The following is a 14,258-nucleotide window of genomic DNA, read 5'->3' on the forward strand; positions in this document are numbered from 1 at the left end:
CGGGGTTTCAAAGGGGGGGCTTTAAGGGGTGGGGCAGGCGCCGGACGGCGCTGCCGTGGCGGACAGCGCGCCCAGCGCCGCCGCGGCATCTCGCAGCGACGACTCGCGCGAGGCGGCCAGGACGTACCGGCCGTCCGCATCGGGGCCGTCGACGATGGACACGGCGTACTGGGACAGGGTGTTGCGCAGTTGCCGGGCGGTCAACGCGTCGGGCAGGTCCACCACCAGGCGCGGGCACGAGGCGCCCCCGCGCGTCAGCACCGCATCGGGCGCCGCGCCGCCAACGTCCGGACCGACGGGCGCCTGTTGCGCCACCACGACGGACAGCACGATCGCCAGAGCCCAGCCCAATGACATCAAGGGGCTGGCGGGCGTGGGCCACAGCCACTGCCACAGCCGGCGCGCGCGGGAGGCTGGCGCGTTCCGGGGACGCTGCTGCGCTAGCGCGCGCAGAAAGGCGGCATCGCGCTCGGCCTGTCCGATCTCGTTGTGCGCCAGCTGGCGGGCTTGGGCAAGGTTGCGCCACGCCTCAAGCTCTGCCCGCAGCGCGGGATCGCGCGCGAGGTCCGCTTCGAGGGACCGGCGGGCATCCGGATCCATGTCGCCCGACAGATAGGTCAGCACTCGGTCTTCGGGCATCATCAGTCCATTCCTTTACGCGTGCAGTCGGTCACCAGCTTGCGCGCGGCGTGCAGGCGGCTCTTCACGGTGGGCACGTGCAGGTCCTGCTGCCGCGCGATCTGTTCCATCGGCATGTCGTCCAGATACAGGAACATGGTGGTACGCAGCGTGTCGCTGAGTTTGTTGATGCAATCGCGCATGCGCTTGATGATCGACAGGTGCTCGTAGGCGCGCGCCGGGTCGTTGAACTCGGAAGGATCGGCCACGTGCCGCGCATCGCCGAGCGCCGCGTCCTCCCCTTCCTCATTGCCCTGCGGGCCAGTCAAGTGCACTTCGTGCCGCGTGCGGCGATGGATCTGGATCAATTCATGCAGCGATCCGCGGTACAGGTAGCCGCCCAGCTTGCTGACCGCCAGCTCGTGCGCCGTCCATCCGCCCTCGGGCTGGCCGTGCAACAGGGCTTCGTCCTTGAAGGAGCGCGTCTGCAGGAACTTCATGAGCGCGTTATTGAACGCATCCACCACGCCTTCCGGCGGTGCATTGAAGAACTTCCTGCGCAGCTTCAGCGTGATGTGCTGCTCGGCCTTGTTGCGAAACGCCAGCGCGTAGCGCGGGTCGGCGTGCAGGATGCGCAGCAGCGCGTCGACGTTATTGATGACGTAACGCTTGGAATCGAGCGTATTCATGATTCGGATTCTGGGAGCTGCGGCACCTTAGCCGCGCAGGGGCGGAAAATCAAGCGCGGCGGCGCATCGCGGCGACGCCGCGGACGGTAAAGGCGATGGCGATGGCCGCGCACAGATAGAAACCGAATCCGAACGACAGGCTGTTCCACAGGTTGGACGCCATGTCGCCAGCCAAGCTGCGGCTGGCGCGCGAACTGCCCATGAAACCCGCGAACTGGCGCGTCGCGTCCAAGACTTCCCGCACTTGCGAAACCACGCCCGCCAGCGCAATGGCCCACAACGCCAGCGGCGCGAAATAGCCCAGGCGCGCCGCGCGATGTTCCAGAAGCGACGGCAGCAGCGGCCCGGCAACGGCCAGCAGCCACAACACGGCATACACGCCCGCGCCCGCCCCCTGCCCGGCGATTGCGCCTTGCAGGCTGGCGCCGTTCTGCAGGCGAAGCATGTCGTAGAAGCTCAGGCTGGCGGCCGATCCCATCATGCGCACGGTAATGACGGCAAAGAGCGTCGTGCCCAGCAGGAACAGCAGTGCGCCCGCCGCGTCGCCGCGGTTGACGCGCCGCGCCGCGATCGCCGTCCAACGCGCCGCATGGGTCCTGGCCTGCGCCAATACGTCTTGTGCTTTGTCCTGCATGGTCTTTCCTTGTGAGGGTGAGGCGCGAAGGCCGGTACTTGTCGCTACGCGCGGCCGAACAGAAGGTTCGATTTTTTTTGGGTCTTTTTTGGCGATTGCCCTTTCGGGTTCCGGTTTATGCTTCGCCCCAACTTTTTTCGAACCTTTTCCGAATCGGCGCGTAGCCATGGTCAAGGGCTCGCCTTTTCAGCCCCGCCTGCTGGAACGCAAACCGCCACTTCCACCTGCCGATATTTCCCACCATCAAGAACGGAGCCTTCAAACATGTCCACCCCTACCCCGCTGTCCGCCCTGTACCAGACCCTCGTGCAAGAAGAACTGGGCCTGGTCGCCAGCCAGGACGATCAAGGCGACGTGGTCTTCAAGCATCCCGATCTGGGCATCATGTACTTCAGCCTGAGCGACGCAGACCCCGAGTTCCTGCGCCTGGTCTACCCCAGCTTCGTGCAGGCCGACGAACTGGACCTGACGCGCGACCAGTTCCTGGAGGTCATCAACGTCGTGAACAACCGCTGCAAGGCCATCAAGCTGACGCTGGCGCCCGAAAGCGCCGACCGCCCCGCACGCGTGTCGGCGTCGGTGGAGAGCTTCGTGGCCGCCCCCGACACCCTGCCCGACCTCGCCCTGCTGCGCGGCATCGCGGCGCGCTGCGTGTCGGCCGTGCGCCATGGCGTGCACGAACTGGTCAAGCTGTCGATGGAGTTCAAGCAGGCCGCCAACTGACGCGCGCCCGCGCCGCGCAATTGAAACAAGTCTGGCCCTGCGTTGTAACTTTGCGATACATTGCAGGGCTTTGATGAAAATGGCGCCCAAGAGGCGCCAATTTTTTCTGCCTCCAACATGATGTCGATGCGCCTGTCCGATTCCCGTTCGTTGCTCCTTCGCCTTGCGGCCAGCGTGCTGCTCCTTGCAGGCTTGTCCGCCTGCGCCGTCAAGACCAATTCGCGGGGCAACCTCGTGTACGGCGTGGACACCGCCGCCCTGTTCGGCACCGAGATCGGCCAGTTTCCCTTGCAGGATGGCGGGCTGGGCACCTTGCGGCGCGAAGGCAAGAACTTCTCGGTCAAGCTGTCGGGCAACCAGCGCGTGGTGCCGATCAACAACGTGGAATCGGCGCGCATCGCGCGCACCGAGAACGTCGGCTCGCGCACGGTGGTCGTGATCGAGACCCAGCGCCGCAATTGCGATTACCGCTACAGCGTGCTGGCCATCGAAGGGTCCGACGTGCTGTCGTGGGACGTGGGCAATTGCCGCGACCGGCCGGTCGTGCTGGTCCAGGATGACCGCAGCGCCCTGACTTTCGACTTCCCAAAGGGCTCGTCGATCGAACGCTTCGTCTACACGCAGGACGGCCGCATGCGCCGCGGCAACGTGAAGGCGGTGGCCGGATTGAATCCGCGCGCCAAGCCGTTCGCCGACGAATCGCTGTATCCGCCCGGGTACATGGATTCGATCCGGCTGCATGGCGTCTATCCGACGCCCGCCGCGCCGGCCGCCCGGCCGGGCAAGGCGGCAAAGCCCGCCAGCGGCAACCGGCCGAACCGGCGCACCGCCCCCGACGCTCCCGCAGCGGTGCAAACCCAGACGGCCAGCGGCGCGGCCAGCGCAGGCCGCGTCGTGCCACCGCCCCCGCAACGCGTGCCGGCGGGCGACGCGCCCGCGCCGGCCCGCTCGGGCACGGCATCGCGCACGCCCGCCAAGCTGGATCTGCCCGACGAGGAAATCACCTCGACCCGCCTGGATCTGAGGGATTGAACGTGCGCCAAGCCCAGATTCGCCAGATCCTCTTCCTGATCGTCCTGACGGTCATCTACCTGAGTTTTGAACTCGGCTTCAACGCCCGGCTGCTCGATGTGGTGGGCAGCCGCGCGACACCGCACGACATCGAGGAACTGGAATTCTTCGGCCGCACCCTGTCCGGCATCGCCGCGGCGCTGGTCGTGCTGCAACTGATGCTGGCGCGGCGGCTTGCCACCGGCGGCCGGCCGTCGTCCCTGAAGATTGCCATTGCCTGCGTGGTGACGGCGCTGCTCGTCTTCAGCGCCATCAAGATGATGGTGAACGTGCTGGTCGACTCGCGCGACGGCGAGTTCCGCCGCGTTGCCACCAACGCCGGACTGCTGCAACGATCGCTCGTGCAGGGCGACCTGCATCTGGATGGGCTGGTCGACGATGGCGTCTACGCGCGCCCCGAAGGCAAGGCGTTCCTGGCGGTGTTCCAGGTGCTGCTGTCCAACATCGACAACCTGGACGACAAGGTCGAACCCAAGAAGCGGCAGGTCATCCGCACCGACCTGCAACGCCAGATGAAGACCTTCACCTTCGATGACCGCGAAGTCCGCATGACGGCGCCGGGCATTCGGGGGTATCACCAGGTCTACACCAGCGTGATGCAGTCCGTGGCCGAGCGCTGGAAGAAGTACGCGGGCGTGCCGGTGGCATCGGACATCGGCCTTGCGCGCGAACAGGACCGCGCCTGGGGCGATTACCGCCGCAACCTGTCGCGCCGCGGCTGGACCCCGGAAAGCGTGCCCGCCCGCTATCAGGGCCGCGTGGTGCAGGACGTGCGCAAGCGCATTCCCGTGCCTGCGGGCTGGCAACCGCACGACCGCGCCACCTTCAACGAAGCCGTCGCGCAGCAATACTGGAAAACGATGCGCAGCCGCACGGTGCACGTCGAAGGAGACGCCATCCCGCCGGGTCTGTCGTACGAAGATTTCGTGGCGCGGCCCGGCGTGCAGAAGCTGCTGCGCCAGACCTTGATGGTGCCGGCCACCATGAACGTCGCGCCCAACTACACCGACGCCGCCGGCTTCAAGCGGCTGTACGACGGCATGCTGGACCGCGCGGTGGACGAAGCCCTGCCGCGCTTTTCGGCGAGCAGCGCGGATTTTTCGCGCGGCGGCCAGCATTACCAGCTGGGCCAAGACGCCGCGCGCGCGGCCATCGTGCCGCCCGTCGCGCTGCTGTTTTCATTGCTGGGCGCGGTGGGCCACTTCGGCAAGCTGCTGTACCTGATCGTCAAGCTCATCGTCTGGCTGCGCACGCCCGCCGGCCAGCAGCCGGGACGCACCGCGACGCGGGCCGCGGGCCTGGCGCTGGTCCTGACGCTGGCCTGCGTCTGGACCGCGTTCTCGTTCATGCAGAACGGCGTCACGCAAAGCGACCTCTTCCAGCAAATGTCGCGCGTGGAAGGCGGCCGCGATGACGAATCGATCGGCCAGGCGCTGCGCCGCCGCGTGCTGGCCAACGTGGCGCACGTGATCGTGGTGGGGCAGGCCTACACCTACCCCTTCAACGAGGCCGTGCGCACCTACGTGCTGGGCGGCTTCCGGTTTGGATATCACGGCAATGCGAGCTAGCCGTCTGATTGCCGCGGTGCTGGCCGCCGCGCTGCCCTGGTCCGGCGCCAGCGCCGCCTGCCTGGGCATGCAGGTCCATGCGCATCGCGGCGCGCCCGCGCTGCCTGAGAATTCGCTGGCCTCGATTCGCGCGGCCTACGCCGGCGCGTGGGATGGCGTCGAAATCGACATGCAGCGCCTGAAGGACGGCACCTGGGTGCTGCATCACGATCTGCTGACCGGCAGGACGGTGAGCGGCGTTGGGCGCAAGGCCGTGCTGCAACTGTCCAGCGACCAATGGCGCGACGCCAGGCTGACGGGCGCGGGTGGCGGGACGCCCCCGCCGTTCCTGACTGATGCGCTACGCGTCGCGGCCGCGCAGCCCGCCAAGACCTTCAATGCGGAACTGAAGGTCATCTACCGCGATTGCGCGCCGGTGTCCAAGCTGGTCGCCGGCATGAAGGCCGCGCTGCCGCACGGCAACTGGATGATCACGTCCGCCTTCCCCGAGGCGCTGCGCTGCGTGCGCGGCACCGACCGGCAGGGTTATCTGGGCCTGATCGTGTTCGACCCGCGCCACGCGGAGTCGGTGGGCGCGAATCCGCTAGGCAAATACGTTTCGCAGCGCGCCGCCGCGCCCAAACTGACGCGCCAGTGGCTGGCCGACCTGTCCGCCACCGTCGGCGCCCCCGTCGGCGTGCACGTGGACGCGCTGACGCTGGCCGCTAACCCCCAATTGCTGCGCGACGCCGCCGCGCAATCCGTGCGCGTCTTCGCGTACGCGGTCGGCGGTGATGCGGCCCTGGCGCAGCAACTTCGCGCCACGAAGCAGCGCGAGGGCTATCTGCCGTCCGGCGTCATCATCGACGGCGATGCGCAGGCGTTCTGCCGGGCGGTGGGCGGATAGCGTTAATAGGCGGGCACGAAGGCCTTTCGATACACTCACGGGATTCCGCATCGATGACCGCCGCGCCGTCCGGCGCACCCACGCCCCCTCATGTCGCATCCCGAATCGTTCAATCTGAAGCAGATCGCCGTGCCGGCGTTCGGTCCGTCGCTGCTTTACGGCATCAGCAACGGCGCGATCCTTCCCGTCATCGCGCTCACCGCGCGGGAGCAAGGCGCGTCCTTCGCGGCCGCCGGCCTCATCGCCGCCCTGATCGGCGTCGGCTCGCTGCTCTCGAACATTCCGTCGGCGCTCATCACCGAGCGATTCGGCGAAAAACGCGCCATGGCCGGCGCCGCGCTGCTCAGCGTGGCCGGACTGCTGCTGGTCATTGGCGTGCCGCATCTCTGGGTGCTGGCGCTGGCCATGCTGATGCAGGGATGCGCGCAATCGGTGTTCCAGCTGGCGCGGCAGAGCTACATGATCGAGGTCGTGCCGCTGGCCTACCGCGCGCGCGCTCTGTCCACGCTGGGCGGCACGACGCGGATCGGCACTTTCATCGGCCCCTTCGCGGGCGCGGCGCTGATCCACTTTCTGGGCCTGGATGGCGCGTATTGGATCGCCGTCTGCGCGATGCTCGGCGCGGGATTCATCGCCATCAAGGCGCCGGACATCGAACCCGTTCACGTCAAGGCGGCTGGCAAGCCGCGCGCCCGCATCGGCGAGGTCGCGCGCGATCATCGCAGCGTTTACGCCACGCTGGGCGTGGGCGTGATGCTGATCAGCGCCCTGCGGGCATCGCGTCAGGTAGTGATACCGCTTTGGGCGGACCACCTCGGCCTGGACGCCACCACCACGTCCCTCGTCTACGGGCTAGTTGCCGCGGTGGACATGTCCGTGTTCTATCCCGCGGGCAAGGTGATGGACCAGCGCGGCCGCCTGTGGGTGGCGCTGCCGTGCACCCTGCTGATGGGGCTGAGCCTGATGGCGATCCCGCTGACTAGCGGCGTGACGAGCTTCATCCTGGTGTCGCTGCTGCTGGGCTTTGGCAACGGCATCGGCTCTGGCATCGTGATGACGCTGGGCGCCGATGCCGCCCCCCCGGGCGCGCGCACGCAATTCCTGGGCATCTGGCGCTTCATGGCCGATCTGGGCGCAAGCGGCGGGCCGGTGGCGTTGTCGGCGCTGACGGCGCTGTTGTCGCTGGGCGGCGCATCTTTTGGAGTGGGGACGTTGGGCTTGGTCGCGGCCGGGGTGTTCTGGCGGTGGTTGCCGCGTCGCGCGTCGCCATGACAAGCCGCGGCAAGCGGCATTGACGCACTGCGTCATCGCAAACCGCTGAATCTACCGCGTCGCGGCAACCCCGCAGTGCCACGCGACGCCCCTCGGGCCGCCCAAAATAAGTTCAAAAAATATCAACCAAATCTGTATTGCTACAGGGAATCGCAAGTTCCAGAATTCTGTTCATGGGCGCAGCATGCCGCTTGAGGACGGAAAATGGATACGAAGCACTCCGCGAACCCGAAGCAACTGACGGTTCGCATTTCGCGAGGCACGGAGGACGGCAAGTTCTCCACCTACATGGTCCCGTGGCGTGACAACCAGACCGTCCTGGACGTGGTGACGGAAGTCCAGCGTACGCAGGAGCCCGGCCTCTCGTACCGCTACGCCTGTCGCGTTGGCGTGTGCGGATCCTGTGCGATGACCGTCAACGGCACGCCGCGCTGGACGTGCCGCACGCATGTGAGCCGCGTCGAGGAAGCCGGCGTGATCGTCATCGAGCCCTTGCGCAACATGCCGCGGATCAAGGACCTGGTCGTCGACATGCGCGAGTTCTTTCAAAAGTGGGCACGCGCCGGAAATACCTTTGTCGGCACCGCCACGCGCGCCGATCCGCCGGCACAGGTGTTGCCGCAAAGCAAGCAGCGCAAGCTGGCCGACGCGGCCATCGAATGCATCAACTGCGGCGTCTGCTACGCCGCCTGTGACGTGGTTTCCTGGGACAAGGACTACCTGGGGCCGGCGGCGCTGAACCGCGCGTGGACGCTCTACAACGACGAACGGCACGCCGATCCCAAGGACGTCCTGCACAAGGCCACCTCCGGCAGCGGCTGCAATTCCTGTCACACGCAGGGCAGCTGCATGAAGCACTGTCCGGTCAGCCTGAGCCCGACCGGCAGCATTGCCGGGCTGAAACGCAGCGCCATCTTCAGCCTGCTCAAGGGAGACTGACATGGAGGCCCGTCTGTTCGCGCTCCAGCGCCTTACGGCGATGGTGATGGCGCCCTTCGTCCTGGTGCATGTCGGCCTGGTGATCTATGCGGTCCGCGGTGGCCTGACCACTGGCGAAATCCTCTCGCGCACCGACGGGAACTGGCTGTGGATCGTCTTCTACGGCCTGTTCGTGGTCAGCGTATCGGTCCACGTCCCCATCGGCTTGCGCAACATCCTGATCGAGTGGCTCAAGCTTGGCCGGCCGGCCGCCTCCGTCGTCGGCCTGGCGTTCGGCGCGGTGCTCCTCGTCCTGGGCATGCGCGCGGTCGCCGCGGTGGGAGGGCTGGCGTGATGAGGTCCGCACGCAATCACCGGGCGTACTGGGCGTTCCTGGGACATCGGCTCTCTGGTCTGGCGCTGGCGCTGTTCGTTCCCGTGCACTTCTACGTGCTGGCAATGGCGCTGGACGAAGCCAGGCTGGACGCCTTCCTGAAGCTGGCGGAAATGCCGTGGATGAAAGCCGGCGAATGGGGGCTGGTCCTGCTGCTGACGCTTCACATGTTCTTCGGCCTGCGCCTGCTTGCGCTGGAACTTCTGCCGTGGCGCTCTCCGCGCGACGCGCGCGTTGCCTGGATCGGATGGGGATTTGCGATCTCGATGGCCACCGGACTGGCGTTCATCGCCGGAGTGATCTGACATGCGTATCGACAACCACAAGACGGACATTCTGGTGCTGGGCACCGGCGGGGCCGGCCTCTTTGCCGCGTTGCACGCGAAAAAGGCAAACCCCTCGTTGAAGGTGACGGTGACTGTGAAAGGCCTGCTCGGCAAGTGCGGCTGTACCCGCATGGTTCAGGGCGGCTACAACGTCGCGCTGGCCGCGGGTGACTCGGTCGAGCGCCACTTCATGGACACGATCGAAGGCGGCAAGTGGCTGCCGCGCCAGGATCTGGCGTGGCGGCTGGTGGAAGGCGCGGTCGAACGCGTGCGGGAACTCGAAAACGAGATCGGCTGCTTCTTCGACCGCAATCCCGATGGATCGCTGCACTCCAAGGCGTTTGCCGGCCAGAGCTTTGACCGGACCGTGCACAAGGCGGACCTGACGGGCATCGAGATCATCAACCGGCTGATGGAGCAGGTTCGCGCGCTGGACGTGGAGGAACTTGAGGAGCACCGCGCCATCGAGCTCATTCCCGCCGCCGACGGTTCGGGCATCTCGGGCGTGCTCTTCATCGACATGCGTGCGGGCACCTATCGCTTCGTGCAGGCCAAGGCCGTCCTCCTGGCCACCGGTGCCGGCCCGACGATGTACCGCTACCACACGCCGTCCGGTGACAAGACGTGCGACGGCCTGGCCATGGCATTGCGCTATGGCCTGAAGCTCAGGGACATGGAGATGGTGCAATTTCATCCGACCGGCCTGCTGGGCGGACCGGATACACGCATGACCGGCACGGTGCTGGAAGAAGGATTGCGCGGCGCCGGCGGCTATCTGCTCAACGGCGAAGGCGAACGCTTCATGACGAACTACGACAAGCGCGGCGAACGGGCCACGCGCGACGTGGTCAGCCGCGGCATCTACGCCGAGATGCGCGCGGGGCGTACCGGTCCGATGGGCGGCGTCTACATCCAGATGAGCCATCTGGGTCCGGAGAAAGTCGCCAAGACCTTTCCCGGCATGGTCAATCGATGCAAGGACTGCGGATTCGACCTGGCCGGTGGCAAGGTCGAAGTGGTGCCGACCGCGCATTACCTGATGGGCGGCGTTGAATTCAATGTGGATGGCTCGACCGCCTCGCCGGGCCTGTATGCCGCGGGCGAAGACTGCGGCGGCGTGCACGGCGCGAACCGGCTGGGCGGAAACGGCGTCGCCAATTCCACGGTTTTCGGGGGCATCGCGGGCGATGCGATGGCCGCCTATGTCGCCCGCGAAGGCCACTGGCGCGATCCGGACCAGCAGGTCATCGCGCGCGGTGTCGAACGCGCCGAGTTCCCGTTTTCGCGGCGCGCCGGACGCATCCATGAACTGCGCGATGCGCTGTCGCAGACGATGTGGGACGACGTGGGCGTGCTGCGCAATCGGGATGCCATGGAACATGGCCTTGACGCCATTGCCGCCCACCGCGCCGCCCTGCGCGATATCGGCGTGGCGGACGGCGACCGGCGCTTTAACCTGACCTGGCACGACTGGCTCAACCTTGAAAGCCTGGTCGACATCTCAAAGGTCATCACCGTGTCGGCGCTGGCGCGTGAAAACAGCCGCGGCGCGCACTATCGCGAAGACTTCTCCGAACCGGGCGACCTGCACACCAGCTGCTACACGCGCGTCAGCGCGCGGGACGGCGACGTGAAGCTGGAGATGGTGCCGGTTTCCTTTGACATCGTGAAGCCCGGCGAATCGCTGATCGAAGGCGAAGCAGGCAACCCCCAAAGCTGAAGGCAACCCACCATGAGAATTCCCGTCCAGAAGATTGAACAAGCCGCGCTGGAAATCATGCGCCGCGCTGCAATCGAGATCCCCAAGGACTACAAGGAAGGGATCCAGGCGCTCCAGAAAAAGGAAACCGGCAAGCTGCCGCGATTCGTCATCCACGCCATGATGGACAACTGGGAAGCCGCCGACCAGGACCGGCGCCCGATGTGCGCCGATACCGGCCTGCCGCGGTATTACGTCAAGGTCGGCAACGAGGCATCCGTGGACGCCGGGTTCGTGGCCGTGGAGCGCGCGCTGCGCCACGCCACGGCCGAAGGCACCGTCACCATTCCGCTGCGGCCGAACCGCGTGCATCCGCTCTGGCGCACCGACCACAACAACAACGTTGGCATCAACGCGCCGGAGATCGAATGGTCGTTCGAACCGGACGCCGACTGGATCGAGATCACCACCGTGCACAAGGGCGGGCTTTTCGGCACCGACTACCGGATGCTGTTTCCGGGTGACGGCATAGACGGCATCAAGCGCTTCGTGCTCGATACCCTGATCGCATTCGGCAAGCGCGGGCTGGCCTGCCAGCCCGCCATCGTCGGCATCGGTCTGGGCGGCTCCAAGGACACGTGCATGCAGCTCGGCAAGCAGGCGGCCTGTCTGCGCACGGTAGGCGACCGCAATCCCGATCCCAAGGTGGCCGAACTGGAGCTTGAACTGATGAAGCTCGGCAACTCGATCGGCATGGGCGCGATGGGCTTCGTCGGCACCGGCATGGTGGTCGACTGCCACATCGAATGTGGCTACACGCACACCGGCGGCATGCCCATCAGCCTGCATACGTTCTGTCTGTCTTCGCGCCGCGCCACCGCGCGAATTCACGCCAACGGAGAGATCCAGTACCGCACGGATCCCCAATGGTTCACGCCCTACATGCGCCGGGAGACGGTCGAATGGTAAACAACGACGACGACATCAAGGTCTTTCACCTGGACCTGCCCGCCGAGACGGAAGACATCGCCAAGCTTGAACTGGGATCGGCCGTGTACTTGAATGGCTTGGTGTACACGGCTCGCGAGGGCGTCTACAAGAAGGTGCTGGACGAGGGCCTGCCGCTGCCGGTGGATCTGCGGTCCGTCAGTAACGTCAACTTCCACTGCTCGCCCGCCGCCGCACCCGACGGCCACGGCGGCTACAACGTGGGCGCGGTCACCGCCACCGCATCGTTCCGGTTCTCCAAATGGATTCCCCGGTGGCTCAGCGAAACGGGGTGCCGCATCCTGATCGGCAAGGGCGGCATGCCCGCCGATGACTACAAGCAGGTACTGGCGCCGGGCGGCGCCATCTACCTGACCACGGTCGGCTACGGCACGGGTGCGCTGCTGGGACGGGGCATCAAGCAGGTTCGCGAGGTGCATTGGCTGGATGAGCTGGGCATCGCGCAGGCCATGTGGCTGTTTGAAGTCAAGGACTTCGGGCCTTTCATCGTCGAAAGCGACTTGCACGGGAACTCGCTTTTCGCGCAGCACGCGGAAACGATCAACGCCGGCATCGAAAAGCTCTATGCCGGGTTGAAGCCGCCCGCATTGCACCGCTACGGCGAGACCGACGACCGCAAGGACGAAGTGATGTAGGCGCCGCCTTGCCGTGCCCCCAATCGGATTCCATTCAAAGAGACTGCGATGATCATCGACTTTCGGCTTCGGCCGCCCGTGGGCGGCTTCCTGAACACGCTGATGTACTCAGCGGGAGAACGGCGCGACGGCTTCACTCGGACGGTGGGATTCGAACCCTCGAAGGCGGCCCAGCAACAGTCGATGGACCTGCTGCTGCAAGAGATGGAGGCGGCCCGCATCGATCGCGGCGTGGTGGTGGGCAGGCTGGCCGGCGTGCTGGGCAGCGTGTCCAACGACGACGTGCGCGGCATTGTGGCCGCACACCCGGACCGGTTCATCGGCGCGGCCTCGATCGACCCCACCGACCGGCGCAAGGCCTGCCAGACCATCAATCAGGCCATCGAGGACGGCTTCCGGCTCATCAACATCGAACCGGGCTCGTATCCGGTGCCCATGCACGCGGACGACCGGCGTCTTTATCCCATCTATGGCCATTGCGAAGACGTTGGCGTGCCCGTGATCATGATGGTGGGCGGCACCGCGGGACCCGATTTGAGCTATTCCGATCCCATTCGGACGGATCGCGTCCTGACCGATTTTCCCAACCTCAATGTCGTGGTCGCCCACGGCGGCTGGCCCTGGGTCAACGAAATCCTGCACCTGGGCTTCCGGCGGCCGAATCTATGGCTGTCGCCAGACATGTACTTTTCGCGCATGCCCGGCTGGGAGGAATACGTGAAGGCGGCCGACAGCTTTCTGTCCGACCGGATGCTGTACGCCAGCTCGTTTCCCTTCTGTCCCGTGCAAGGGTACAAAGAGTGGTTTGAGCGCTTGCCGATCCGTGAGGAGAACCTAAAGAAGGTCATGGGAGGCAACGCCCGGCGGCTGCTCGGGATGTAGCGCCCGAACCCCGCGCGTTTCGCAACGCGCCCCCTACCAGGACGACTCTTGCATGGACATCCGGACCCTCTACACGCTGATAGCGATCGCAGACCACGGCAGTTTCGCCGAGGCCGGCAACACGATCGGCCTGTCGTTGTCTGCCGTCAGCATGCAGGTCCGCGCCCTGGAGGATGAACTGGGCATCACGATCTTCGACCGCAGCCGCCGCCCGCCGATCCTGACGGACACGGGCCTTGCGCTGGTCCACCGCGCGCGCGACCTGATCACGCACTGGGAGAGCATGAGCGCCTCGCTCAAGAAGGGGACGTCGGCCGGCCTGCTCAAGCTGGGCAGTGTGCACACCTGTGTGTCGGGTGTGCTGCCGCTGGCCCTGCGGCACCTGCAAAAGCAGGGGCATGGGCTGGAGGTTCACGTCACCACCGGGCTGACGCATGACCTGGAGCGGGCCATCTACCACCGCCAGCTCGATGTCGCCATCGTGACCGAGCCAGATGCGCCGCGCTCCGGCCTGGACTTCCTACCTTTCGTCGAGGAAGAGCTTGTCGTCATCGCGCACCGGTCGGTGCAGGGCGCCAGCGACCAGGAAATCCTGGAGCAGACCCCGTACGTGCGATTCAACCGCTCTGCCCGCGTCGGCCATCTGGTGCAGGAAGAAATGGTGCGCAGGCGCATCACGGTGCGGTCGACCATGGAAATCGACAACCTGGAAGGCGTCATTGCGATGGTGGCCAATGGCCTTGGCGCGTCCGTGGTGCCGGCCAGGCGCGGCCGCAACGAGTTCCCGGCGGGAATCCGGGTCACGCCGTTCGGCTCTCCGACCATCAAGCGCCGTCTGGGCATCCTGGCGCCCCAGGAGAATCCCCGATCGCATCTTTCGCAGTTGCTGCTCGACGCATTGAAGTCGGTCTGCGCCAGCCAGACCCGATGACGAC

The 14,258-nt window shown here is 66.2% G+C and carries 16 protein-coding genes; 13 read left to right on the top strand and 3 right to left on the bottom strand.

Annotated features, from left to right (window positions below):
- Nucleotides 1–21: 21 nt before the first annotated feature.
- From QEP15_RS20885 to QEP15_RS20895, 3 genes are read right to left on the bottom strand one after another with little or no spacing between them, the layout of a single operon-like run.
- The gene (locus tag QEP15_RS20885; protein ID WP_280147985.1) at nucleotides 22–642 is read right to left on the bottom strand and encodes a hypothetical protein; all 621 of its coding nucleotides are present in this window, start codon (nucleotides 640–642) and stop codon (nucleotides 22–24) included.
- Nucleotides 642–1,307, bottom strand: a complete 666-nt coding sequence (locus tag QEP15_RS20890) for an RNA polymerase sigma factor (RefSeq protein ID WP_175155234.1) — start codon at nucleotides 1,305–1,307, stop codon at nucleotides 642–644. The genes QEP15_RS20885 and QEP15_RS20890 overlap by 1 nt, the downstream gene beginning before the upstream one ends.
- Nucleotides 1,308–1,356: 49 nt before the next feature.
- Entirely contained in the window at nucleotides 1,357–1,941 is a 585-nt protein-coding gene (locus tag QEP15_RS20895; RefSeq protein WP_175155235.1) for a hypothetical protein, read from the bottom strand.
- A 264-nt stretch (nucleotides 1,942–2,205) separates the two neighbouring features.
- Between QEP15_RS20895 and QEP15_RS20900 the strand changes: the two genes are divergently transcribed.
- The 13 genes from QEP15_RS20900 to QEP15_RS20960 all read left to right on the top strand — a co-directional run bounded on the left by QEP15_RS20900 (nucleotide 2,206) and on the right by QEP15_RS20960 (nucleotide 14,254).
- Entirely contained in the window at nucleotides 2,206–2,664 is a 459-nt protein-coding gene (locus tag QEP15_RS20900; RefSeq protein ID WP_152382488.1) for a hypothetical protein, read from the top strand.
- A 117-nt stretch (nucleotides 2,665–2,781) separates the two neighbouring features.
- The gene (locus QEP15_RS20905; RefSeq protein WP_280147986.1) at nucleotides 2,782–3,696 is read left to right on the top strand and encodes a hypothetical protein; all 915 of its coding nucleotides are present in this window, start codon (nucleotides 2,782–2,784) and stop codon (nucleotides 3,694–3,696) included.
- Between the two features lie 2 nt (nucleotides 3,697–3,698).
- The gene (locus QEP15_RS20910; RefSeq protein WP_280148938.1) at nucleotides 3,699–5,303 is read left to right on the top strand and encodes a hypothetical protein; all 1,605 of its coding nucleotides are present in this window, start codon (nucleotides 3,699–3,701) and stop codon (nucleotides 5,301–5,303) included.
- Nucleotides 5,293–6,189 (top strand): glycerophosphodiester phosphodiesterase, encoded by an 897-nt coding sequence (locus QEP15_RS20915; protein WP_227741295.1) that lies wholly within the window; start codon nucleotides 5,293–5,295, stop codon nucleotides 6,187–6,189. Before QEP15_RS20910 ends, QEP15_RS20915 begins: the two co-directional genes overlap by 11 nt.
- A 90-nt stretch (nucleotides 6,190–6,279) precedes the next feature.
- A complete protein-coding gene (locus tag QEP15_RS20920) occupies nucleotides 6,280–7,461 on the top strand; it encodes an MFS transporter (protein ID WP_056325855.1) in 1,182 nt (393 codons plus the stop codon).
- Between the two features lie 204 nt (nucleotides 7,462–7,665).
- Entirely contained in the window at nucleotides 7,666–8,400 is a 735-nt protein-coding gene (locus tag QEP15_RS20925; protein WP_217618803.1) for a succinate dehydrogenase/fumarate reductase iron-sulfur subunit, read from the top strand.
- Between the two features lies 1 nt (nucleotide 8,401).
- On the top strand, nucleotides 8,402–8,734 hold the full coding sequence (locus QEP15_RS20930; RefSeq protein WP_280147987.1) for a succinate dehydrogenase: 333 nt from the start codon (nucleotides 8,402–8,404) through the stop codon (nucleotides 8,732–8,734).
- The gene (locus QEP15_RS20935) at nucleotides 8,734–9,078 is read left to right on the top strand and encodes a succinate dehydrogenase/fumarate reductase transmembrane subunit (protein WP_108696761.1); all 345 of its coding nucleotides are present in this window, start codon (nucleotides 8,734–8,736) and stop codon (nucleotides 9,076–9,078) included. Before QEP15_RS20930 ends, QEP15_RS20935 begins: the two co-directional genes overlap by 1 nt.
- Nucleotide 9,079: 1 nt before the next feature.
- Nucleotides 9,080–10,819: an L-aspartate oxidase gene (locus QEP15_RS20940; RefSeq protein ID WP_180097904.1), complete on the top strand. Its 1,740-nt coding sequence runs from the start codon at nucleotides 9,080–9,082 to the stop codon at nucleotides 10,817–10,819.
- A 12-nt stretch (nucleotides 10,820–10,831) separates the two neighbouring features.
- Nucleotides 10,832–11,767 carry a fumarate hydratase gene (locus QEP15_RS20945; RefSeq protein WP_056325844.1) on the top strand — a complete coding sequence of 312 codons (936 nt, stop codon included), beginning with the start codon at nucleotides 10,832–10,834 and terminating at the stop codon, nucleotides 11,765–11,767.
- The gene (locus QEP15_RS20950; protein WP_280147988.1) at nucleotides 11,761–12,441 is read left to right on the top strand and encodes a fumarate hydratase C-terminal domain-containing protein; all 681 of its coding nucleotides are present in this window, start codon (nucleotides 11,761–11,763) and stop codon (nucleotides 12,439–12,441) included. Before QEP15_RS20945 ends, QEP15_RS20950 begins: the two co-directional genes overlap by 7 nt.
- Nucleotides 12,442–12,489: 48 nt before the next feature.
- The gene (locus QEP15_RS20955; RefSeq protein WP_180097903.1) at nucleotides 12,490–13,323 is read left to right on the top strand and encodes an amidohydrolase family protein; all 834 of its coding nucleotides are present in this window, start codon (nucleotides 12,490–12,492) and stop codon (nucleotides 13,321–13,323) included.
- Nucleotides 13,324–13,375: 52 nt separating this feature from the next.
- Nucleotides 13,376–14,254 (top strand): LysR substrate-binding domain-containing protein, encoded by an 879-nt coding sequence (locus tag QEP15_RS20960; RefSeq protein ID WP_056325836.1) that lies wholly within the window; start codon nucleotides 13,376–13,378, stop codon nucleotides 14,252–14,254.
- Nucleotides 14,255–14,258 lie beyond the last annotated feature (4 nt).

The organism is Achromobacter mucicolens, assembly GCF_029866465.1.
Classification (GTDB): Bacteria; Pseudomonadota; Gammaproteobacteria; order Burkholderiales; family Burkholderiaceae_B; genus Achromobacter; species Achromobacter mucicolens.